Origin of the sequence: Pseudomonas sp. R38(2017) (genome assembly GCF_002112395.1) — a bacterium.
Taxonomy (GTDB): Bacteria; Pseudomonadota; Gammaproteobacteria; order Pseudomonadales; family Pseudomonadaceae; genus Aquipseudomonas.
On the sequence record NZ_NEHN01000005.1, the window covers coordinates 242,600 to 260,957 of the forward strand.

The following is an 18,358-nucleotide window of genomic DNA, read 5'->3' on the forward strand; positions in this document are numbered from 1 at the left end:
TGATCGACAGCTCACGCAGACCGAATAGCCAACGGGATCAATAACGGACGTGGGGAGACGCGAAGGGAGAATCGGGACATGGCTGCAAACGCTCTCTGGTTGTTATTGATGAGCTGTGTTTGCGATTTTTTAACACCGGGTATCAGGGCACCCGTAACCATTAAAAATCATGGGGCAATGACTTTTAGTCATAGCCTTTTGTGGTGGCGAAAAAATCCCGCTCGAAAGCGGGACTTTTCGGACTGCACCTGGTTACGCGACGACGGGGATCATCGGATCAGCAGCCGCCAGCGCGATGGCACGGTCAGCGGCCGGCGGGTAGATCCACTGAGTGTTGATCTGGGTCTTGAGCGATTTGCCCTCCTCCTTGACCAGTTTCACCTGACGATCCCAGCCTTCTGTGTACACAGCGCCCCAGGCGCCGAGGTCGAGGCAGGTCACGTATTTCGGCTGACTGTATGGCGTCGGGTCGACACCCAGAATCTGCGCCGCGACGTTGTTGCCGGCATGTCGGCCGAGGGAAATCGCATGCTGGCAGGTCATCAAGGCGAAGTTGCCGATATCGTCGGTGGCCGCATAAGCCACGTCACCGGTGGCGAAGATATCGTCCTGACCGATGACTTTCAGGTGTGCATCAACATGCAGGCGCCCCTGACGATCACGTTCGGCTGGAATCTGCTCGGTCAGGGAGCTGGCGCGTACGCCGGTAGTCCAGACCACGGTTTTTGCCTCGATGCGCTGGCCGTCCGACAAGTTCACGCCGTTTTCATCGACCGACAGGACCGATACACCCAGTCGCCATTCAACGCCCAACTCAGCGCTCGCGTCGGCAATCGACACGCTGATGGCTTCGCCCATGGCCGCGCCGACTTTCTGTCCACGGTCGACAATGATCACTTGAACGTCAGCCTGATCGCCCAGCACTTCGCGCAGACGTGCCGGCATTTCGGTGGCGGTTTCGATGCCGGTGAAGCCGCCGCCGGCGACCACAGTGTTGCGCGCCTGGCGGCTTGAGCATCCCGCTCACCGACATCACTGACTGAGCAACACCTCAGACAGGCAAAAAAAAGCAGAAACCGATCACACGGTTTCTGCTTTTTCATTTCGGCCGCTCTGCCCTCAGAGGCAATCACGCACCGATTTGCGCAACGAGCCGGACTTGGCCCACGGCGGCCCTTGGTACAACGACACGCGGCTGCCGTCCTTGTATTTGACGATATCGAGAATCTCGTCAGCGGTGACGATACTCGGCGCTGTGATCCTGTAACCGTTGGAAATCGCGACCTGCGAGGTCTTGGGAATGTCCTGCTGCCATAGCGGCAACACACATGCGGCGTAGTCTTTGGGAGCCTTGCCGCTGATCTTGCTGAAGTTCGGTTCGCCCGGCACCAGAGATGCCGGCAGTGAACAACCGGCCAACGCTGCCATCAGCAGGCCCCCGATCAACATCCGCATAATCAAACCTTCATCTGAAAAAACGCGAATTTACCCTTTAACTGTTCGAACATCCATCGTGGCGCAATGCTTTTGCTCCCTGAAAACCGGTGCTGTCTGCTCCTCAGCCGCCGATTGCTCCGACCAACGGCAGCTGATTCGTGCCCGTTCAGTTCACTGACCAGAACCGCTTGCCTTGCTCCCGGAAAATACGACTACTATTTTCTACCGAGAATGTTCAGGAGGTGATCATGCGGCTCAATGAATACGAACACGAACTTCAACGTGACCTGCAAAGCGTGGCATCGGATCTGAGATGGTCGGCCGTCGACCTCAAGCGCATTGCCGAGCAGTTGCGCAAATCCGGCAACGAGGCGGATGCACAAACGGTGCTCAGGTCCTGCGAGGTGCTGCAAAGCGATGAAGAACGTCTGCAACTCTATGCCAGGGAAGTGAAGGCCCGTGCCATCAGCCGAACGAAAGTCCACTGACACCCTGCAACAAAAAGCCCCGGAAAATCCGGGGCTTTTTTCATTACAGGCCTTCAGCCAGTCTTACGGCCGTGCGTGCGACTCTTGTAACCGGGAAGCGCAGCGGCATACGCCAGCGCTTCCTCCCGGCTGGCGAACGACGCCAGTCGATCACCCTGCGTGCAGACCCGCCACGGGCCGTTATTCACGCTGAGTACGTCGTAGCCATTCATGTGCATTCTGTTCAGCATCGCCATGCTCATAGGCACCTCCTGTCGACCATCGATCAACTGCACTTTTGCACCTTACACCGGGTTCGCCAGCCTGTGCCGACCAGACGTCGCCCCATATCGGCGTCAAGTGTCTGGCACTTTTGCGCTTTGCGACCACTCTGACATCACAACGGCGTCTAAACCAAGGCACGGCTTGAATATTGCATTTTGATGACAGATTCATGACATTCGGCAATCGGGTAACAAATGAAAGTACGTGCAACCATCATCTGCGAACAGGATCGACACATTCTCCTGGTGCGCAAATCCCGATGCCGCTGGAACTTGCCGGGGGGCAAGGTCGAGCCCGGCGAGACCAGGACTGACGCCGCGACGCGTGAACTTGAGGAAGAAACCGGACTGCTCGCCGATAGCATGCTGTATCTGATGGAGCTGGAGGCTGGCGGCACGCGCCACCATGTTTACGAGGCGTCGGTACTGAATATTGATGAAGTACGGCCACAGAACGAAATCGTCGATTGCATCTGGCACCCGCTGAACGCGGTACAGAACCTGACTGTCAGTGAGGCGACCCTGCAAATCCTCCGCGCCTTTCAGCGCCGGCTCTGATTCAACCGGCGAACGCCCGGCGCCCGGCACTCATCTCAGTGCGCAACTCACCGATGAAGTTGGAGATGTCACGAATGGTGACCAGATGCTCCGGTGACACGCCGTTGAGCAGCAGATCGACACGCCCGCTGTCGGGTTCGTAAACCTTGATCTGCAACAAGCCCTGCCCCGTTTGTGTGCAATCACAGTAAAGGGGCGAAAAGCCGGATTCGACGATGCGGCAAATGTCGGCAATGGCAAGCATGGGCAGACGCCTCGCAGGCGAAAGATCGGTCGATCGATTTAGCATAGATGAGCTTTTTCGACCTTGCGCGAGCGCCCCTCCGTAAAAAACGCCAACCGCTTCACATCCTTGCGCAACACCGATCAGTTGGCGTCGCGCCCCCAGATCCAGTTCCAGATCCCCGGCAATTGCACCGGATCCGAGCTCTTCTGCACCGTGCGCGCTAGTGCTGCTTTTTCCAGCAGTGCATGATCGTCATAGAACGGTTTGTCGGCCAGGCGCACGCCTGTGGCAGCAGCGCTGTCGAGCAGAATTTGCAGATACTCGCGGGCATGTCGCGCGGTATAGCGGTTGAGGTCATGGAACGTGACCACCACCGGAATCACCCCGTCCACCGTCGGCAGCTCACCGAGGGCGATTCGCTCACGCACTTCCGACAGCTGACGCAACATATTGGCCCGGCGTCGGGGACTGCCATTGAAACCCCAGATCTTGCCGTCGTTGGCGCTCAGATCTGTAAGCAATACATGCAGGCCATGTCGCTGATAGGCCGCGAACGTACGTTTGTCGTAGTTCCAGAAGGGTGGGCGCAGCAAAATCGGTGGTGCGCCGGTGATCGCTGCGATGTCCGCCGTGCCGTTGGTCAATGAGGTTTCGAGTTCCTGCGGATCGAGCGATCGGTGGTTGGTGTGCCAATGGGTCGCTGTGTGAAAACCAAGAATGTGCCCTTCATCGTGCTCGCGATGCATGATCCGCCGACCGATCTCACTGTTGCCGGCCCGCGGCGCACGGGTCTGGACGAAAAACACCGCTTTGATATTGGGCTGCAACGGGTTGTCTTTCAGGCTGTCGAGCACGGTTTCGGTGGGGTTGTAGAAACTTGAAGCGCTGGGACCGTCATCGAAGGTCAGCAGAAACCTGACCGGCGCCTGCGCATCCAGCCGCGACCGGGTTTGCGCGGTCATTTCGATGGGAGCCGCAATGCAACCGGCCAGCCCGGTGATGATGGACGCAGCGCAGAAAAGCTTGAACCAGAGTTTCATGTTTTGCCTTGAGCCCGACCGTCGCGGTCACGTTGTCGATTGGCAAAACTCCCTCGCCGCTGCTGCCTCCCTGTGGCCCACCGAAATGGGCCGAGGTTGGATAAAGATAACAGGGTTTGGTTCCGGCGCTCGCTCAGCGCGCCAGTGCCTGCTGAAACGACGTATCGATGACGCCTGCCGTGGCCAGCGGAGCCGGCAGCGCCTTGACCTTGAACAGGAAATCCGCAGTGCCTTGCAAGTCGGCAGCAGCTTGCTGATCCACCGGGCCGACGGTCATGTGCGCCTGGCGCAACCAGTGCCGCGAGACTTCCTGATCGAGATTGGCCTTCTTCGCCCACAAGTCCGCATATTCGTCGGTGTGGCTGTCGACCCAGGCTCGGGCCAATTTCAGGCGTCCGAGAAAATCGGCGATCGCTTCACGCTTGCTGTCGATGGACGGTGCAGAAGCCGCTATGGCGCTCAAGCCCGGCATCAGGTTTTTCGCGGTCAGAATAGGTCGTGCACCGGAGAACACGACCTGCTGGGAAATGTACGGTTCCCATACCGGGAAGGCATCGATGCTGCCTTGAGGCAACGCGGCAGAGGCATCGATCGGCATCAGCTTGACGAAGTCGACGTAGTTCTCCGGCAGGCCGCCCTGCTCCAGCGCCCGCAGGGTCAACTGCTGGCTCCAGGCACCCGGCCAATAGGCGACTTTCTTGCCCTTCAGGTCTTCGATGGTTTTCACCGGCGAATCCTTTGGAACCAGTAGAGCGATGGTATCCGGGTTCTGCCGCGACACGCCGATCAGTTTTACCGGCGCCTGTTTGGCGGCGAGGAACAGAAAACCCGAGTCGCCGAGAAAGCCCAGATCCAGCGAACCGGTCTGCAACGCTTCGGCCAGCGGTGCGGCGGCCTGGAAGTGTTTCCAGTCGATGGTGTAGGGCGCGTCCTTCAATACGCCGGACGCTTCTACCGAGGCGCGGATGTTGTAGTAATTCTGGTCGCCGACATGCAGGACCACAGGTTCGACAGCGTAAGTCAGAGGCGAGGCAATCAAGGCGCTGGTCAACGCAGCGCGTAGGAAACGGGAGAGCTTCATGGCGAGTCCTGCAAAGGGGTTTTATATAGACCATAACGCTCTTACAAATCGCATTTGAAATTCGATTAATGAATAAGCTCAGCACCGCCGACAAGCGCTGTTGGTCTAGCAACAGTGGCCCGGCACAGTGTTTTCCCGGCAACAGTTCAAAGCGCGTAAATCGCATCAAAACCCCGTAAACACGGGGCTCAAGGCATATGGCACAGAGCCTGCAATATTCCATTCATGCAGGAAGCATTCGATAAAAATATCTTTCTGGACATAAGAAACTGTTGCCTTGCCGGAGCGTGCCCATGAAATCCCGCTTACCGTTTTCCCGCATCAAAACGCTGCTCGCGGCCTGCGCTGTGGCCCTGAGCCTGCAACCTCTCGCCCACGCAGCGGAAACGCCGCCCGCCGAAGTGCATCTGGACTATGCCTATTACTCCCCCGTCAGCCTGGCGCTGAAACATCTGGGTTATCTGGAAAAGGCCCTGCCCCAGAGCAAGGTCAACTGGGTACTGAGCCAGGGCAGCAACCGTTCGTTGGAATACCTCAACAGCGGCGGCGTGGATTTCGCCTCGTCGGCCAGCCTCGCGGCAGTATTGAGCCGCGCCAACGGCAGCCCGATCAAATCGGTGTACGTTTACAGCCGCGCCGAGTGGACCGCACTGGTGGTGCGCAAAGACTCGCCGATCCAGTCCGTCGCCGACCTCAAAGGCAAGAAAATTGCCGCCACCAAAGGCACCGACCCTTACCTGTTCACCCTGCGCAGCCTGCAACAGGCCGGGCTGAAAAAGGACGACGTGGAGCTGGTGCACCTGCAACACCCGGACGGCCGCACCGCGCTGGAAAAAGGTGACGTCGACGCCTGGGCCGGCCTCGATCCGCACATGGCCGCCAGCCAGGTACAGGCCGGTTCGCGCCTGCTGTATCGCAACCGCGACTTCAACAGCTACGGCGTGGTCAGCGTCACCGAGCAGTACGCCAAGGAACACCCACAAACCATCGACACCGTGATCAAGGCCTATGAACAGGCTCGCGAGTGGTCGGTAAAGAACCCGGACGAACTGGCCAAACTGCTCGCCAGCGAATCCGGCCTGCCGCTGGATGTGGCCAAACTGCAACTGTCGCGCACCGACCTGAGCAGCCCGCAACTCACCGCCGCCGACGTACTGGCGTCGAAAGCCGCCGCGCCGATTCTGGTCTCCGAAGAACTGGTGCGCCGTGGGGTGAATGTCGATCATGTCATCGATCAATTGATCGACACCGGTTTCCAGCAAGTCGCCGCCCAGTAACCAATCGGGCTCACAACAAGTCCGCGCCCGTTGCGGATTTGTCGTGAGCGGAGAACCGCCCATGAGCAATGACCTGCCCGCCCGCCTCGCCGTGCCGCTGTCGCGCCGACAAATCCTGCCGTTGAATCCGCCCTGGCGGCGCCTTAGAGGGTTGGCCCTGCCGCTGCTGATCGTGATCGCCCTGGAGATCATCGTGCGCGTCGGCTGGCTGCCGTCCTATCAAATGCCTGCGCCGAGCGAGATCGCCCTGACCCTCTTCGATCTGGCCGAAGGCGCACTGTGGAAACACATCGGCGCCAGCCTGATCCGCGTGCTGATCGGGTTTGCCATCGGCGCGAGTCTGGCCTTGGTATTTGCTGCGTGGGTCGGCCTGAGCCGTGAGGCGGAGGCGTACCTGGAGCCAACCTTTGCCGCGCTTCGCTCGATTCCCAGTCTGGCCTGGGTGCCGCTGTTGCTATTGTGGCTGGGCATCGACGAGACCTCGAAAATCGTCCTGATCGCCATTGGTGCGTTCTTCCCGGTATACGTCAACGTCGTCGCGGCAATCCGCAACATCGACCGCAAACTGGTGGAAGTCGGCCGCATCTATGGTTTCAGTCGCCTGCAACTGGTGCATCGGATTCTGCTGCCCGCTGCCCTGCCCGGCCTGTTCACCGGGCTACGCAGCGGCATGAGTCTGGCGTGGATGTTTCTGGTGGCGGCCGAGCTGATCGCGGCGACCAAGGGGCTGGGTTACTTGTTGAGTGACGGGCGCGAAACCTCGCGACCGGACATCGTACTGGCGGCGATTATCGTGTTGGCGCTGCTGGGCAAACTCAGCGATGGGCTGCTCGCCGCGCTCGAGCGCCGCTGGCTGGCCTGGCGCGACACCTTTACCGGCCAGGGCAGCAAGGACTGATCTGCACAACTAAGCTGAATCTTCAGGCAGTGTTCGCCGGAGGTTCGGCCAATGTGCGGAAGACTTTCGCAATACCGCGGCATCCACGATTTTGTCGCGGTGCTGAGCATTCCCGATGCGCTGATCAATCACGTCGGCGACGCACCGCTCGCGCACTACAACGCGGCGCCCACCACCGCGCTGGCCATTCTTCATCAACACGAACAACGCTTGTACGCCGATAACCTGCGCTGGGGTTGGCGCCCGCACTGGGCCAGGGACCGCGCGGCGCCGATCAATGCGCGAGTCGAAAAAGTCGTCCACGGCCCGTTCTTTCGGGCGATCTGGCGTCACCGCCTGATCGTCCCGGTCGACAACTGGTTCGAATGGGTCGACGGGCCGGACAAGAGCCGCCAGCCCTGGCTGATCCATCGAATCGATCATCAGCCGGTTTTCTGCGCCGCCATCGGCCAGTTTCCGACACCCGATGCGCAATCGAGGGAAGACGACGGTTTCGTGATCATCACCGCCGACAGTGAAGGTGGCCTGCTCGATCTGCATGATCGCCGGCCCATCGTGTTGTCCGCCGAGGGGGCACGGGAATGGCTCGATCCCGCCACACCCGTTGAGCGTGCCGAGCAAATGCTCCTGTCCGAAGGGTTGGGCAGCGAAGCGTTCAAATGGCACAAAGTCGGCAAAGCTGTCGGCAACTCACGCAATCAGGGTGCGGAGTTGATTGAAGTGGTGGCTTAAATATTTTGCGGGCCGGCACGTCTATCGAATAATCGGAAGACGTGAGTCAAATTGATATCACGCAGCAAGTGAGAACCGTTCGTTACAGACAGTGTTTCAAACTCGAAACAATCATTGAATCAGTCGCTTGATTAAAAGCAACCGCCTGTCTGACATTTCAATCGTCATACATACATTTAGTAACGCTACAGATAGCATGCGCGCCGCATTTCCTATTGGCATATCAGTTGACCAAAGAGTCAACAAACCGGGAATACCCTACAAACTTACAAGCCTTGCAGAGAACTAAGTTGCGCGACGATTTTGCAATCAAACAGGCCAACGGCCTGGAGTGTATTTATCTGTCCATGACAGAACGCTTTCAACTCGACTGTTTTATCGCCCACTACATAAAGACTCGAAACCTGCGTGACGTACCCGAGATCGACCGCATCCTGCGCGCCACTCTCCAAAACTATCCCTGCCACCCGCCGGTGATGGTCAACGAGCTGAATGCCTGGATCGACAAGACCTTGGGTTATCGGGCTTCGCACCCCGATTTCACACAGCTGGACGATCTTTGATGAAACGAAAAAGCCCCGCAATCGCGGGGCTTTTTCGTGGTAGCGCTCAAGGTTTGAGCGGGCGTTCCTGGTCGCGATCGGACAACTCGCGGCTGTCGTCATGTTTCCAGGTCTGCTCCTTGTGTTTCTCCCGCTCGATCTCTTCTTCGCTCGGTTCTTCATCTTCTTCGGGACGTTTCTGCTCGGTTGCCATGTTCACCTCGCTGCCATAAGTCGTCAGTCATCCTTACAGCGTAGAACAGATTCAGACAGGCAACTTACAACCACCAGCGCAACAGAAAGAAGAACGCCATGCTCAATAGCATGCTAAGCAACGTATTACGCGTGTAAATCACTAATCCAATCGCCACTAATGAACTCAGCAGATAAGGGTTATCCCACTGCAGATTCAGCTGTTTATCCGGCATGAACACGATCGGCCCGCAAATCGCGGTCAACATACCCGGTACGGCGAAACCCAGAAATTGCCGTGCGTTACTGCTCAAACGCACCGGCAAGCGCGGCTCAAGAAACACGTAGCGGTTGAGGAACACAAGAATCCCCATGCCGAAAATCACTGCCCAGATGATCATGTGCGCTCCCGATATAGCTTGTTGCAAATAAACCCTGCGGTCATTCCCGCCAGCCCCGACAGCACCAGCGCCGAGCCCCACTGCCAATAACTGAACAACACCGAGCAGAACAGCGACACCGCCACGCAAACCACGGTCGGCACGTTGCGCACCACCGGGGTGATCAGGGCGATGAAGGTCGCGGCAATCGAGAAGTCCAGTCCCAGATGCTCAAGCCCCGGAATGCTGCTGCCGAGCACGATGCCGGCCAGGGTGAAGAGGTTCCAGGCGATATAGAACGTCAGGCCGACGCCGAGGGCATACCAGCGATTGAACTGCTGACGGTCGTGCTGACTGGTCAGGGCGAACAGTTCGTCGGTGAGCAAAAAGCCCAGGCCAATGCGCCAGCGACCCGGCAACGGCGAAATCACATGGCGCATGCTCATGCCGTAGAGCAAATGCTGCGAAGTCAGCAGCAGCGTGGTCAGCAGAATCGAGAAAATCCCGGCCCCTCCCTTGAGCATGCCGATCGCCACCAGTTGCGCAGCGCCGGCAAATACAATGCTCGACAAGCCCTGCCCTTGCAGCGGCGTAAGGTTGGCTTCGATCGCCATGGAGCCGGCCAGCAGCCCCCATGGCGCGGTCGCCAGGGATAACGGCATGATCGCCGCGGCTCCGCGAAAAAAGGCACTGCGCGGAATTAATGAGTCGGACATAACGCTCTTCAACCGTGAGAAAAGACCCCGGACTCTGCCAGCAAATGCCTTTTGCTGGCTTGAACAATCTTGCGCAATTGCCGGAAATCGCCCAGCTGCAAACCAATTAGCGGCGTACCATGACAGCCATTCACATCTGCGTCAGGGAGACGACATGCTGTATCGAATTGCCGCCGACGGGCTGGTGCTGTTTCACCTATCGTTCATTCTGTTCGTGCTGTTTGGCGGGCTATTGGTGCTCAAGTGGCACCGAGTGGCGTGGCTGCATCTGCCGGCCGCAACCTGGGGCGTGATGGTCGAGGTGTTGCACCTGACCTGCCCGCTGACCTACTGGGAAAACCTGATGCGCCACGCTGCCGGGCAAACCGAGTATGCCGGCGGCTTCATCGAGCATTACGTCTGGCCGATCATCTACCCGGCGGGACTGACCTCGCAGATTCAGCTTGTGCTGGGGGGAGTGGTGCTGATGATCAACCTGCTGGTATACGGACGTCTGTTCCGTCAGTGGAAACTGCGTCGCGCCGCCCGCATTCCGTTCTAACGCGACTTCAAGGCTTCCAGCCAGGCCGGATCGAGGCGCATCTGATCGGTATCCAGACCGAGCGCCTCCATCCGCGCCTTGTGCGCCTCGACTTCGCGGCGTAATTGCGAATGATCGCTGGAGTTACCGTCCAGTTCATGCATCTGCGTCAAGCCCAGGTGATAGAAGCGCAGCACTTTCATCGCTGTCGGATCACCCCTCTCGACCGCCGCCGTCACGTGATGCATGACATTGGTGACACTCATCAGGCTGCGCTTGAGCCGCCAGCCGTACACCGCCGGGGCCATCCAGGTCTGATTCCAGAAACGTCCGCGCAACAACGCCGCCGTCAACAGAAATGCGCCGAACACCCCGCCTACATTGAACCGCAGGTTATCGCCACCCGGCTCGCCGAACAGCGCCACCGCCACGGTCGAAAACGCCATCGCCAGCACCAGGAACAGCACCGCGATAATCAGCGTGCTGCGCCGGGTCTGCTGGCGATAGGTGATGGCATCGATCGGTTGAATCTCGAACATCGCGACAGGCTTCCATGGCTTGAAATAAAAAGAGGCCGGCGCATTATCGCCTCTGAGGCGGATTTAGCTATGCTGGAGCTCCTTTTCATCTTTTCATCGTCCAGCGGGGGACATGGCGATACCACGCAGATCGTGCCATCTTCATTCATGGATACACTCTATTCGGATGCCATTGGCCAGGCCGGCAATGGCATCGTTTTAAGGATCACTGCATGACCCAACGACACGTAATCAATGCCTCAGTCAGCCCAAAAGGCAGCCTGGAAACTCTTTCCCAACGTGAAGTTCAGCAACTGAGCCAGGCCGGAACCGGCAGCACCTATACCCTTTTTCGCCAGTGCGCCCTGGCCATCCTCAATACTGGCGCCCATGTCGACAACGCGAAAACCATTCTGGAAGCCTACAAGGACTTCGAAATCCGCATCCACCAACAGGATCGCGGCGTGCGCCTGGAACTGTTGAACGCCCCGGCCGACGCCTTCGTCGACGGCGAAATGATCGCCAGCACCCGGGAAATGCTGTTCAGCGCCCTGCGCGACATCGTCTACACCGAAAACGAACTCGATGCCCTGAGCATCGACCTCAGCACCTCCCAGGGCATCAGCGACTACGTCTTCCACCTGTTGCGCAACGCACGCACTCTGCGCCCGGGCGTCGAGCCGAAAATCGTCGTGTGCTGGGGCGGCCACTCGATCAACACCGAAGAATACAAATACACCAAGAAAGTCGGCCACGAACTGGGCCTGCGCAGCCTCGACATCTGCACCGGATGCGGCCCGGGCGTGATGAAAGGCCCGATGAAAGGCGCGACAATCGCCCACGCCAAGCAACGTATTCACGGCGGCCGCTACCTGGGCCTGACCGAGCCGGGCATCATTGCCGCCGAAGCGCCGAACCCGATCGTCAATGAGCTGGTGATCCTGCCAGACATCGAAAAGCGCCTGGAAGCCTTCGTCCGCGTCGGCCACGGCATCATCATCTTCCCAGGCGGCGCCGGTACTGCCGAAGAGTTCCTGTATCTGCTGGGCATCCTGATGCACCCGGACAACGCCGGCCTGCCGTTCCCGGTAATTCTCACCGGACCGAAACATGCCGCGCCGTATCTGGAACAGCTCGACGCCTTCGTCACCGCCACCCTCGGCGAAGCGGCGAAACAGCACTACGAAATCATCATCGACGACCCGGCCGAAGTGGCACGTCAGATGACTGCTGGCCTCAAAGCGGTCAAGCAGTTCCGCCGTGAACGCGCCGACGCGTTCCACTTCAACTGGCTTCTGAAGATCGACGAGGGCTTCCAGCGCCCGTTCGACCCGACCCACGAAAACATGGCCAACCTCAAGCTGCATCGCGACCAGCCTCCGCATGAACTGGCAGCCAACCTGCGCCGCGCGTTCTCCGGAATCGTCGCCGGCAACGTCAAGGACAAGGGCATTCGCCTGATCGAAGAACACGGTCCGTATCAGATCCGTGGCGACGCCGCGATCATGCAACCGCTCGATCTGCTGCTCAAAGCCTTCGTCGCCCAGCACCGAATGAAACTGCCGGGCGGCGCGGCGTATGTGCCGTGCTATCGCGTTGTTTCCTGACCGCACTCGATGCAGTTTGCCCGTGAGGGAGTGAGCGCACTCCCTCATGGCGCATCGACACTACCGAACCGCCCTGTTCTCTGACACAAAAGCCCCTCTGATTCCCCACGACAGCCATCGTGTGGCCGTCTAAGCTGGGCGTTTGTTTTTTCAGGGACGATCCATGAAACGTTTTGCCGCCTGCCTGTTGTCTCTTCTGGCTCTGACAGCCAATGCGGCAGATCTGCAACTGCTCACCGACAATCATCCTCCGCTGCATTTCCTTCAGGGCGATCAACTGGTGGGCTTCGGCGTGGATGTGGTGCAAGCCCTGGCCGCGCAGACCGGCGATCGCATTCACCTGCAGCAAGTGCCATTGCTGCGTGCCCTGCGCATGGCCAGCGAGACTCCGGACACCGGCGTATTTACCGTGCTGCGCACCGACGCACGGGATGACCGCTACCAATGGGTCGGGCCGTTGATCGAAGTCGAAACCGCGCTTTACGCCCGGGATAGCTTCCATCCACCCGTGCGCAGCCTGCGCGAGGCCGATCACCTGGGCCGGATCACCGTGCCACGCAAATGGCTGGTCTACAGCTATTTGCAGGAACAGGACCTGACCAACCTCTACGGCGTGGAAACTCCGGAACAGATGATGCGTTTGTTCAGTCTCGGGCGGACCGACTTTGTGGTGTCCGACACCTTGTCCAGCGCCGCCCTCGCCCGCGAGCAAGGCATGGAACCGGGGCGTTTGCAGTACCAGTTGTCGTTGATGAAGCAAGACACGTACATCGCATTCTCCCGACAGACCGACCCCAAACAAGTCGCACGCTGGCAGCAAGCGCTGGATACTCTGCGCGCCGACGGTCGCCTGGAGAAAATGCGCCAGCGCTGGCTGAGCAATACCCTGCCGCGCTGATCACGCATCAACACCTTTGATAACAACTATCTGAAAAGGTGTTTTTTCTTCTGGCGTCCGTGGCCATAAAGTGGCGGTCATCTTCTTCCCGTTTTCTGGTGCACCCCATGAAAGACTTTATCGCCCTCGGGTTCATCATCGCGCTGATCGGCGCCACCTCCGCGATTGCCAACGCCCATGGCAACGGGCACGTCGTTGCCATGACGAGTGTCGGCCAGTCCGGCATCGTCGGCCTTGGCAGCGCAGCCACGGGCAGCCTGGAGCAGACGCTCTACGTTGCGCAGAACGCCTCCGAGTACGGTTACAACTACTGAGCCACCAGGCGCACCGCCAACGCCTTGGCCTGCGACGCAACATCGGTCACCGCCGTACTTTCCCACCACATCCCTCTCAGTGGCGGGCCCATCGCGAACAGTCGTTGTGACACGTTTCCCTGCGCATCCAGCACCGCACCGTCTACCGCCGCCGCAATTCCCAGCGCCAAAGGCCCCGGTTGCACCAGCCCACGGGCCAGCAATTGTTGCGGCAAGGGTCGGTCGACGCGGCGCCAGTCATACTCGATACCGCTGGAATTGATCAGCGCCGCGCCTTGCACCACGCGTGTTTCATTTTCACCCCGACGACGGATGCGAATCCCGACACCAGCGCCCGACACCGGTTCCAGACCTTTATAGGACGCTGCGTGAATACGCAGGCGTCCTTCGCGGTGCAGACGCGCAACCAACTCCGCACTCAGTGGAGGCGAACGATGGTGATGGCTCTCCCACCACGGCCGCACATGCCGCACGAATTGCCGGCGCTGTACATCGCTCGCCTGGCTCCACAGCCGACCGATGTGCGCGCGTACGATGTCCAGCGGTGCCTGCCAGTCGATGCCTTGATTGATGGCATCCCGGCAATGCCGGCGCAATTCACGCAGTAACTGGCGTGGCGTGCGGATACTGTGATCCTCGGCGAGGAAGTCCACCCACGCAGGCGGCTGGCGACGGACATGGGGCAGCAGCCCGTGCCGGGAAAACACCTCGATCGGCCCGCGATGCCCGGCCTGCTCCAGCGAAACCACGGCATCGACCATGGTCAGGCCGGAGCCGATGATCAGCACGGTCGATTGCGGATCGAGCTGGCGCATGGCGCCCACATCCCAAGGATCGAGCCCAGCCGCGTTGAGGCCGCTGGATTGCGTTTGCGGCGTACGGGCGGCGGGGAACATACCGGTGGCGAGCACCGCAAAAGCGCCTTGCAGTCGCCGGCCATCGCTCAAGGAGAGCTGCACCGAATCGGCTGAAGCCTGTACATCAATCACCTCTGCGCGCACGTGCTCGACCGTCGAACCATGCTGCCTGCCCACCAGCTGCGCTTCAGCCAGTCGCTGCTGCACATACACACCGAACAGACCTCGTGGCGGAAACAGTTCACTGACTGGTACATGTTGCTGATCCGACTCCGGCCAGCCGCCGCTGGCAATGTGATCAGTCAGCCATTGAGTCAGGTCCTCGGCGTTGCTGGGGTCGACGCTCGTTCGCGCTGCGTTGCCATTGAGCGTATGGCCCAGTTCAACCGCGCTGTACGCTTCGCCCCGGCCCAATTCGGCCCGGGGCTCGACTACCAGAATCCGTCGCCGCCCCGGCAGGCGCAGCAATTGCACCGCCAGCATCGTGCCGCTGAGGCCGCCGCCGACAATCAGGATGTCGGCCGTATCGGTTTGAGTCATGCCGTTCTCGCTGCAGAGGATTTGCTCAAGTCAGTGTCGTGCAGACGCTGCGAGCGAGTCTAGACAGACGTAACCTTTTTCTCCTGCCGACGCAGTTCACCCAGGTTTCGATAACCGCTGCCCGGATGGATCTGCGGCAATTTCGGCCCTTCGCCAAACAGCTTCTCGCGTAACGTTCCGGGTGCGTAATCGGTCTTGTAGACGCCGCGTTTCTGCAGCTCAGGCACCAACAATTCCACGGCGTCGATGAAGGTTTCGTGGGTCAATGCGTAGGCCAGGTTGAAGCCATCGACGTCGGTTTCGTCGACCCATTCCTGTAGCAGGTCAGCGACGGTTTCCGGGCTGCCGACGAACAACGGGCCGAAACCGCCGATACCGACCCAGTCGGCCAGCTCATTCGGAGTCCAGACCTTGTTCGGGTCCGCTGTCGAAAACGCTTCCACGGCAGACTGAATCGCGTTGGTATGTACGTGCTTGAGCGGTTCGTCCGGTTTGAAGCGGCTGAAGTCGATACCGGTCCAGCCCGAAATCAGCGCCATCGCACCCTCGTAACTCACCCAGGATTTGTATTCTTCGAACTTGGCTTTGGCCTTGGCATCGGTCTCGCCGAGGATCACGGTTTGCAGGTTGAAGATCAGGATCTTCGACGGATCTCGCCCGGCCTCGGCGGCGCGACGGCGAATGTCAGCCACGGTTTTCTTGAGTAGCACTTTCGACGGTGCCGCGACAAATACGCACTCGGCATGTTCAGCGGCAAACTGTTTGCCACGGCTGGACGCGCCCGCCTGATAGAGAACCGGTGTGCGCTGCGGCGACGGCTCGCAAAGGTGAATGCCCGGCACGTGGAAGTGTTTACCGTGGTGGCGGATCTCGTGGATCTTGCTCGGGTCACTGAAGATCCGCCGCTCGCGATCCCGCAAAATCGCGCCATCTTCCCAGCTGCCTTCCCAGAGTTTGTAGCAGACCTCCAGGTATTCCTCGGCGAAGTCGTAGCGCGCGTCGTGTTCGGTCTGGGCTTGCTGGCCGATGTTTTTCGCACCGCTCTCCAGATAGGACGTGACGATGTTCCAGCCGGCGCGGCCCTTGGTCAGGTGATCGAGGGTCGACAGGCGTCGGGCAAATGGATACGGATGCTCGAAGGACAACGATGCGGTAAGACCGAAACCCAAGTGCTCGGTGACCAGAGCCATCGGCGGGATCAATTGCAACGGATCGTTGACCGGCACCTGCGCCGCCTGCCGGATCGCTGCTTTGCCGTTGCCGTTGTACACGTCGTAGATGCCCAGCACGTCGGCGATGAACAAGCCGTCGAACTTGCCGCGCTCGAGGATTTTCGCCAGATCGATCCAGTACTCCAGATCCTTGTACTGCCAGGAACGATCGCGAGGGTGCGCCCACAGGCCCGGCGACTGGTGGCCGACGCAGTTCATATCGAAGGCGTTGAGACGGATTTCGCGGGGCATCAGGCGGCACTCCCGATGTTCAGGAGGCGTTTAGAGGTTTGATTTGAAGCGGTCATGTAAGGCGACTCCGTGGTTTCCGGATGAGGATGCGGAATAGTTTGCAGGAGTCGTGCCTGAATATATTTTCTTTATTTATCAATAAATTGAGACAACAACTTAAAGCAATCCGAGCGAAAGGCAGAGCAAACTGTTTATCCGCTGTCGGCCTTGCAACAGTCAGATCACCACATTGCGCACAAACCGTACCGCCACTGCCCCGTCATTGCGATAGGTGTGCGGCTGGTTGCTGGCGAACATGAAAAACTCACCGGCGGCGATGTGCTGGGGTTGATCGCCGAGTATCAGCGTCAGGCAGCCCTCGAACACGAAAATCTGTTCGCTCCAGCCTTCGGCATCGGCTTGCGAAGGATAAACCTCCCCAGGTTGCAGGCACCATTCCCATTGCTCCACTTCCCGGGTGGCCGCTGCCTTGGACAACAGCACCGCTTTACTGCCGGGAATGCTGCCGGCCCAGGCCAGTTCGTTGATACGGCCCGGATCGCGGTTATCCGGGGCCTGGATCAGATCACTGAAGGCCACACCCAGAGCTTCGGCAACCCGGTCAAGCGTCGTCAGGCTGACGTTTTTTTCACCTGCCTCGATGGCCACCAACATGCGCCGGCTGACCCCGGACTTTTCCGCGAGAGTCGTCTGGCTCATGTCGGCGGCGTGGCGCAGGCGTCGGACGTTCTGGCTGACGTGTTGCAGGACCGAAGCCCGTTGTACAGAATCTTTGTGCACTATATTGCTCACTGGCTAGGGTTGGGCAGTATACTGCGCAACATTTGGCGCATTGTGCGTCCCCTCTTCAAAAGTGCGCAAGATCATGACGTCAGCCAGCTCCCCCCAAACTCCCCTGCGCTTTTCCCGGTTCAGCAAAGCCGAGTGCGTGCTCGTGCTGATCACCATGCTCTGGGGCGGTACCTTTCTGCTGGTGCAGCACGCGATGACCGTCAGCGGCCCGATGTTTTTCGTCGGCCTGCGCTTTGCCGCTGCGGCGAGCATCGTGGCGATGTTTTCGTGGAAACACATGCGTGAACTGACCTTGTTCGAGCTCAAGGCCGGTGCGTTCATTGGCGTGGCGATCATGCTCGGTTATGGCTTGCAGACCGTTGGCTTGCAGAGTATCCCGAGCAGCCAGTCGGCGTTCATCACTGCGCTATACGTGCCGTTCGTGCCGTTGCTGCAATGGTTGGTGCTCGGTCGTCGTCCCGGTTTGATGCCGAGCATCGGGATCATGCTGGCGTTTACCGGGTTGATGCTGCTGTCGGGGCCGGCCGGTGCATCGTTGAATTTCAGTCCCGGTGAAATCGCCACACTGATCAGCGCCATCGCCATAGCGGCGGAGATCATCCTGATCAGCACCTATGCCGGACAAGTCGACGTGCGTCGGGTGACGGTGGTGCAACTGGCGATGACCTCGGCGCTGGCGTTTTTGATGGTGGTGCCGACCGGTGAGGCGCTTCCAGACTTTTCATGGCTACTGCTGAGTACAGCCCTGGGGCTGGGCGCAATGAGTGCGGCGATTCAGGTGGCCATGAACTGGGCGCAGAAAAGTGTTTCGCCCACCCGCGCGACCTTGATCTACGCCGGAGAACCGGTGTGGGCCGGGATCGCCGGACGAATTGCTGGCGAGCGACTGCCAGCGATTGCACTGGTGGGCGCCGGGCTGATCGTGGCAGCGGTGATTGTCAGTGAGTTGAAGACCAAGGGCAAAGCGACACAAGCGGTCACAGAAGAGTTCGAGCGCGAGACAGAAGGCTAAGCGAGGT

The 18,358-nt window shown here is 59.5% G+C and carries 24 protein-coding genes and 1 pseudogene; 12 read left to right on the top strand and 13 right to left on the bottom strand.

The genetic code is table 11. The annotated features are described in order from the left end of the window. Positions 1–252: 252 nt before the first annotated feature. Positions 253–1,002, bottom strand: a pseudogene (locus CAF87_RS14090) (NAD(P)/FAD-dependent oxidoreductase); the annotation flags it as partial. 117 nt (positions 1,003–1,119) lie between these two features. Continuing rightward, positions 1,120–1,455 (bottom strand): hypothetical protein, encoded by a 336-nt coding sequence (locus tag CAF87_RS14095; RefSeq protein ID WP_085731937.1) that lies wholly within the window; start codon positions 1,453–1,455, stop codon positions 1,120–1,122. Positions 1,456–1,685: 230 nt separating this feature from the next. Between CAF87_RS14095 and CAF87_RS14100 the strand changes: the two genes are divergently transcribed. Continuing rightward, positions 1,686–1,925, top strand: a complete 240-nt coding sequence (locus tag CAF87_RS14100; RefSeq protein ID WP_065259780.1) for a hypothetical protein — start codon at positions 1,686–1,688, stop codon at positions 1,923–1,925. A gap of 53 nt (positions 1,926–1,978) precedes the next feature. Here the strand turns inward: CAF87_RS14100 and CAF87_RS14105 are convergent, their stop codons facing one another. Next, positions 1,979–2,167, bottom strand: a complete 189-nt coding sequence (locus tag CAF87_RS14105; protein ID WP_085731938.1) for a DUF2188 domain-containing protein — start codon at positions 2,165–2,167, stop codon at positions 1,979–1,981. A 216-nt stretch (positions 2,168–2,383) separates the two neighbouring features. Here CAF87_RS14105 and CAF87_RS14110 point away from each other — a divergent pair, with 216 nt between their 5' ends. Continuing rightward, a complete protein-coding gene (locus tag CAF87_RS14110; RefSeq protein ID WP_085731939.1) occupies positions 2,384–2,746 on the top strand; it encodes an NUDIX hydrolase in 363 nt (120 codons plus the stop codon). A gap of 1 nt (position 2,747) precedes the next feature. Here the strand turns inward: CAF87_RS14110 and CAF87_RS14115 are convergent, their stop codons facing one another. From CAF87_RS14115 to CAF87_RS14125, 3 genes are all read right to left on the bottom strand, one after another. Continuing rightward, positions 2,748–2,990, bottom strand: coding sequence for a DUF1652 domain-containing protein (locus CAF87_RS14115; protein ID WP_085731940.1), 243 nt, complete (start codon positions 2,988–2,990; stop codon positions 2,748–2,750). Between the two features lie 122 nt (positions 2,991–3,112). Next, the gene (locus CAF87_RS14120; protein WP_085731941.1) at positions 3,113–4,012 is read right to left on the bottom strand and encodes a polysaccharide deacetylase family protein; all 900 of its coding nucleotides are present in this window, start codon (positions 4,010–4,012) and stop codon (positions 3,113–3,115) included. A gap of 133 nt (positions 4,013–4,145) precedes the next feature. Then, complete coding sequence (locus CAF87_RS14125; protein WP_085731942.1) at positions 4,146–5,093, bottom strand: ABC transporter substrate-binding protein; 948 nt, start codon at positions 5,091–5,093, stop codon at positions 4,146–4,148. A gap of 293 nt (positions 5,094–5,386) precedes the next feature. On the opposite strand from CAF87_RS14125, the gene CAF87_RS14130 reads away from it, so the two are divergent. The 4 genes from CAF87_RS14130 (at position 5,387) to CAF87_RS14145 (ending at position 8,563) form a co-directional block, all read left to right on the top strand. Next, positions 5,387–6,370, top strand: a complete 984-nt coding sequence (locus tag CAF87_RS14130) for an aliphatic sulfonate ABC transporter substrate-binding protein (RefSeq protein WP_085731943.1) — start codon at positions 5,387–5,389, stop codon at positions 6,368–6,370. Between the two features lie 61 nt (positions 6,371–6,431). Beyond that, the gene (locus CAF87_RS14135; protein WP_085731944.1) at positions 6,432–7,268 is read left to right on the top strand and encodes an ABC transporter permease; all 837 of its coding nucleotides are present in this window, start codon (positions 6,432–6,434) and stop codon (positions 7,266–7,268) included. Between the two features lie 51 nt (positions 7,269–7,319). Next, positions 7,320–8,000 carry an SOS response-associated peptidase family protein gene (locus CAF87_RS14140; protein WP_085731945.1) on the top strand — a complete coding sequence of 227 codons (681 nt, stop codon included), beginning with the start codon at positions 7,320–7,322 and terminating at the stop codon, positions 7,998–8,000. A 290-nt stretch (positions 8,001–8,290) separates the two neighbouring features. After that, on the top strand, positions 8,291–8,563 hold the full coding sequence (locus tag CAF87_RS14145; RefSeq protein WP_085731946.1) for a hypothetical protein: 273 nt from the start codon (positions 8,291–8,293) through the stop codon (positions 8,561–8,563). Between the two features lie 46 nt (positions 8,564–8,609). Here the strand turns inward: CAF87_RS14145 and CAF87_RS29290 are convergent, their stop codons facing one another. From CAF87_RS29290 to CAF87_RS14155, 3 genes are all read right to left on the bottom strand, one after another. Continuing rightward, entirely contained in the window at positions 8,610–8,756 is a 147-nt protein-coding gene (locus CAF87_RS29290; RefSeq protein ID WP_169430743.1) for a hypothetical protein, read from the bottom strand. A 64-nt stretch (positions 8,757–8,820) separates the two neighbouring features. Continuing rightward, positions 8,821–9,132 (bottom strand): AzlD domain-containing protein, encoded by a 312-nt coding sequence (locus CAF87_RS14150; RefSeq protein WP_167443797.1) that lies wholly within the window; start codon positions 9,130–9,132, stop codon positions 8,821–8,823. Next, the gene (locus tag CAF87_RS14155) at positions 9,132–9,830 is read right to left on the bottom strand and encodes an AzlC family ABC transporter permease (RefSeq protein WP_085731948.1); all 699 of its coding nucleotides are present in this window, start codon (positions 9,828–9,830) and stop codon (positions 9,132–9,134) included. Before CAF87_RS14155 ends, CAF87_RS14150 begins: the two co-directional genes overlap by 1 nt. A gap of 154 nt (positions 9,831–9,984) precedes the next feature. Between CAF87_RS14155 and CAF87_RS14160 the strand changes: the two genes are divergently transcribed. Continuing rightward, the gene (locus CAF87_RS14160; protein WP_085731949.1) at positions 9,985–10,371 is read left to right on the top strand and encodes a DUF2784 domain-containing protein; all 387 of its coding nucleotides are present in this window, start codon (positions 9,985–9,987) and stop codon (positions 10,369–10,371) included. Here the strand turns inward: CAF87_RS14160 and CAF87_RS14165 are convergent. Then, complete coding sequence (locus CAF87_RS14165) at positions 10,368–10,889, bottom strand: DUF3087 domain-containing protein (protein ID WP_085731950.1); 522 nt, start codon at positions 10,887–10,889, stop codon at positions 10,368–10,370. The two genes, CAF87_RS14160 and CAF87_RS14165, sit on opposite strands and share 4 nt — an antisense overlap. Here CAF87_RS14165 and CAF87_RS29035 point away from each other — a divergent pair. From CAF87_RS29035 to CAF87_RS14180, 4 genes are all read left to right on the top strand, one after another. After that, positions 10,875–11,105 carry a hypothetical protein gene (locus CAF87_RS29035; protein ID WP_139831729.1) on the top strand — a complete coding sequence of 77 codons (231 nt, stop codon included), beginning with the start codon at positions 10,875–10,877 and terminating at the stop codon, positions 11,103–11,105. The genes CAF87_RS14165 and CAF87_RS29035 overlap by 15 nt on opposite strands. Continuing rightward, entirely contained in the window at positions 11,102–12,475 is a 1,374-nt protein-coding gene (ppnN, locus tag CAF87_RS14170) for a nucleotide 5'-monophosphate nucleosidase PpnN (protein WP_085731951.1), read from the top strand. The genes CAF87_RS29035 and ppnN overlap by 4 nt, the downstream gene beginning before the upstream one ends. A gap of 163 nt (positions 12,476–12,638) precedes the next feature. After that, a complete protein-coding gene (locus CAF87_RS14175; RefSeq protein ID WP_085731952.1) occupies positions 12,639–13,373 on the top strand; it encodes an ABC transporter substrate-binding protein in 735 nt (244 codons plus the stop codon). Between the two features lie 107 nt (positions 13,374–13,480). Continuing rightward, positions 13,481–13,687, top strand: coding sequence for a hypothetical protein (locus tag CAF87_RS14180; protein WP_085731953.1), 207 nt, complete (start codon positions 13,481–13,483; stop codon positions 13,685–13,687). Here the strand turns inward: CAF87_RS14180 and CAF87_RS14185 are convergent. The 3 genes from CAF87_RS14185 to CAF87_RS14195 all read right to left on the bottom strand — a co-directional run bounded on the left by CAF87_RS14185 (position 13,681) and on the right by CAF87_RS14195 (position 17,327). Next, positions 13,681–15,084 (bottom strand): FAD/NAD(P)-binding protein, encoded by a 1,404-nt coding sequence (locus tag CAF87_RS14185; RefSeq protein WP_085731954.1) that lies wholly within the window; start codon positions 15,082–15,084, stop codon positions 13,681–13,683. The two genes, CAF87_RS14180 and CAF87_RS14185, sit on opposite strands and share 7 nt — an antisense overlap. Positions 15,085–15,143: 59 nt before the next feature. Beyond that, positions 15,144–16,547 (bottom strand): LLM class flavin-dependent oxidoreductase, encoded by a 1,404-nt coding sequence (locus CAF87_RS14190; protein WP_085731955.1) that lies wholly within the window; start codon positions 16,545–16,547, stop codon positions 15,144–15,146. A 216-nt stretch (positions 16,548–16,763) separates the two neighbouring features. Next, positions 16,764–17,327, bottom strand: coding sequence for a helix-turn-helix domain-containing protein (locus tag CAF87_RS14195; RefSeq protein ID WP_085731956.1), 564 nt, complete (start codon positions 17,325–17,327; stop codon positions 16,764–16,766). A gap of 85 nt (positions 17,328–17,412) precedes the next feature. Here CAF87_RS14195 and CAF87_RS14200 point away from each other — a divergent pair, with 85 nt between their 5' ends. Next, positions 17,413–18,351, top strand: a complete 939-nt coding sequence (locus CAF87_RS14200; RefSeq protein ID WP_085731957.1) for a DMT family transporter — start codon at positions 17,413–17,415, stop codon at positions 18,349–18,351. Positions 18,352–18,358: the final 7 nt, after the last annotated feature.

What these genes read in the sequence shown, in the direction of transcription:
- CAF87_RS14095 (WP_085731937.1), bottom strand. Translation starts at nt 1,455, where the DNA reads ATGCGGATGTTGATCGGGGGCCTGCTGATGGCAGCGTTGGCCGGTTGT.
- CAF87_RS14100 (WP_065259780.1), top strand. Translation starts at nt 1,686, where the DNA reads ATGCGGCTCAATGAATACGAACACGAACTTCAACGTGACCTGCAAAGC.
- CAF87_RS14105 (WP_085731938.1), bottom strand. Translation starts at nt 2,167, where the DNA reads ATGAGCATGGCGATGCTGAACAGAATGCACATGAATGGCTACGACGTA.
- CAF87_RS14110 (WP_085731939.1), top strand. Translation starts at nt 2,384, where the DNA reads ATGAAAGTACGTGCAACCATCATCTGCGAACAGGATCGACACATTCTC.
- CAF87_RS14115 (WP_085731940.1), bottom strand. Translation starts at nt 2,990, where the DNA reads ATGCTTGCCATTGCCGACATTTGCCGCATCGTCGAATCCGGCTTTTCG.
- CAF87_RS14120 (WP_085731941.1), bottom strand. Translation starts at nt 4,012, where the DNA reads ATGAAACTCTGGTTCAAGCTTTTCTGCGCTGCGTCCATCATCACCGGG.
- CAF87_RS14125 (WP_085731942.1), bottom strand. Translation starts at nt 5,093, where the DNA reads ATGAAGCTCTCCCGTTTCCTACGCGCTGCGTTGACCAGCGCCTTGATT.
- CAF87_RS14130 (WP_085731943.1), top strand. Translation starts at nt 5,387, where the DNA reads ATGAAATCCCGCTTACCGTTTTCCCGCATCAAAACGCTGCTCGCGGCC.
- CAF87_RS14135 (WP_085731944.1), top strand. Translation starts at nt 6,432, where the DNA reads ATGAGCAATGACCTGCCCGCCCGCCTCGCCGTGCCGCTGTCGCGCCGA.
- CAF87_RS14140 (WP_085731945.1), top strand. Translation starts at nt 7,320, where the DNA reads ATGTGCGGAAGACTTTCGCAATACCGCGGCATCCACGATTTTGTCGCG.
- CAF87_RS29290 (WP_169430743.1), bottom strand. Translation starts at nt 8,756, where the DNA reads ATGGCAACCGAGCAGAAACGTCCCGAAGAAGATGAAGAACCGAGCGAA.
- CAF87_RS14155 (WP_085731948.1), bottom strand. Translation starts at nt 9,830, where the DNA reads ATGTCCGACTCATTAATTCCGCGCAGTGCCTTTTTTCGCGGAGCCGCG.
- CAF87_RS14160 (WP_085731949.1), top strand. Translation starts at nt 9,985, where the DNA reads ATGCTGTATCGAATTGCCGCCGACGGGCTGGTGCTGTTTCACCTATCG.
- CAF87_RS14165 (WP_085731950.1), bottom strand. Translation starts at nt 10,889, where the DNA reads ATGTTCGAGATTCAACCGATCGATGCCATCACCTATCGCCAGCAGACC.
- ppnN (WP_085731951.1), top strand. Translation starts at nt 11,102, where the DNA reads ATGACCCAACGACACGTAATCAATGCCTCAGTCAGCCCAAAAGGCAGC.
- CAF87_RS14175 (WP_085731952.1), top strand. Translation starts at nt 12,639, where the DNA reads ATGAAACGTTTTGCCGCCTGCCTGTTGTCTCTTCTGGCTCTGACAGCC.
- CAF87_RS14180 (WP_085731953.1), top strand. Translation starts at nt 13,481, where the DNA reads ATGAAAGACTTTATCGCCCTCGGGTTCATCATCGCGCTGATCGGCGCC.
- CAF87_RS14185 (WP_085731954.1), bottom strand. Translation starts at nt 15,084, where the DNA reads ATGACTCAAACCGATACGGCCGACATCCTGATTGTCGGCGGCGGCCTC.
- CAF87_RS14190 (WP_085731955.1), bottom strand. Translation starts at nt 16,547, where the DNA reads ATGCCCCGCGAAATCCGTCTCAACGCCTTCGATATGAACTGCGTCGGC.
- CAF87_RS14200 (WP_085731957.1), top strand. Translation starts at nt 17,413, where the DNA reads ATGACGTCAGCCAGCTCCCCCCAAACTCCCCTGCGCTTTTCCCGGTTC.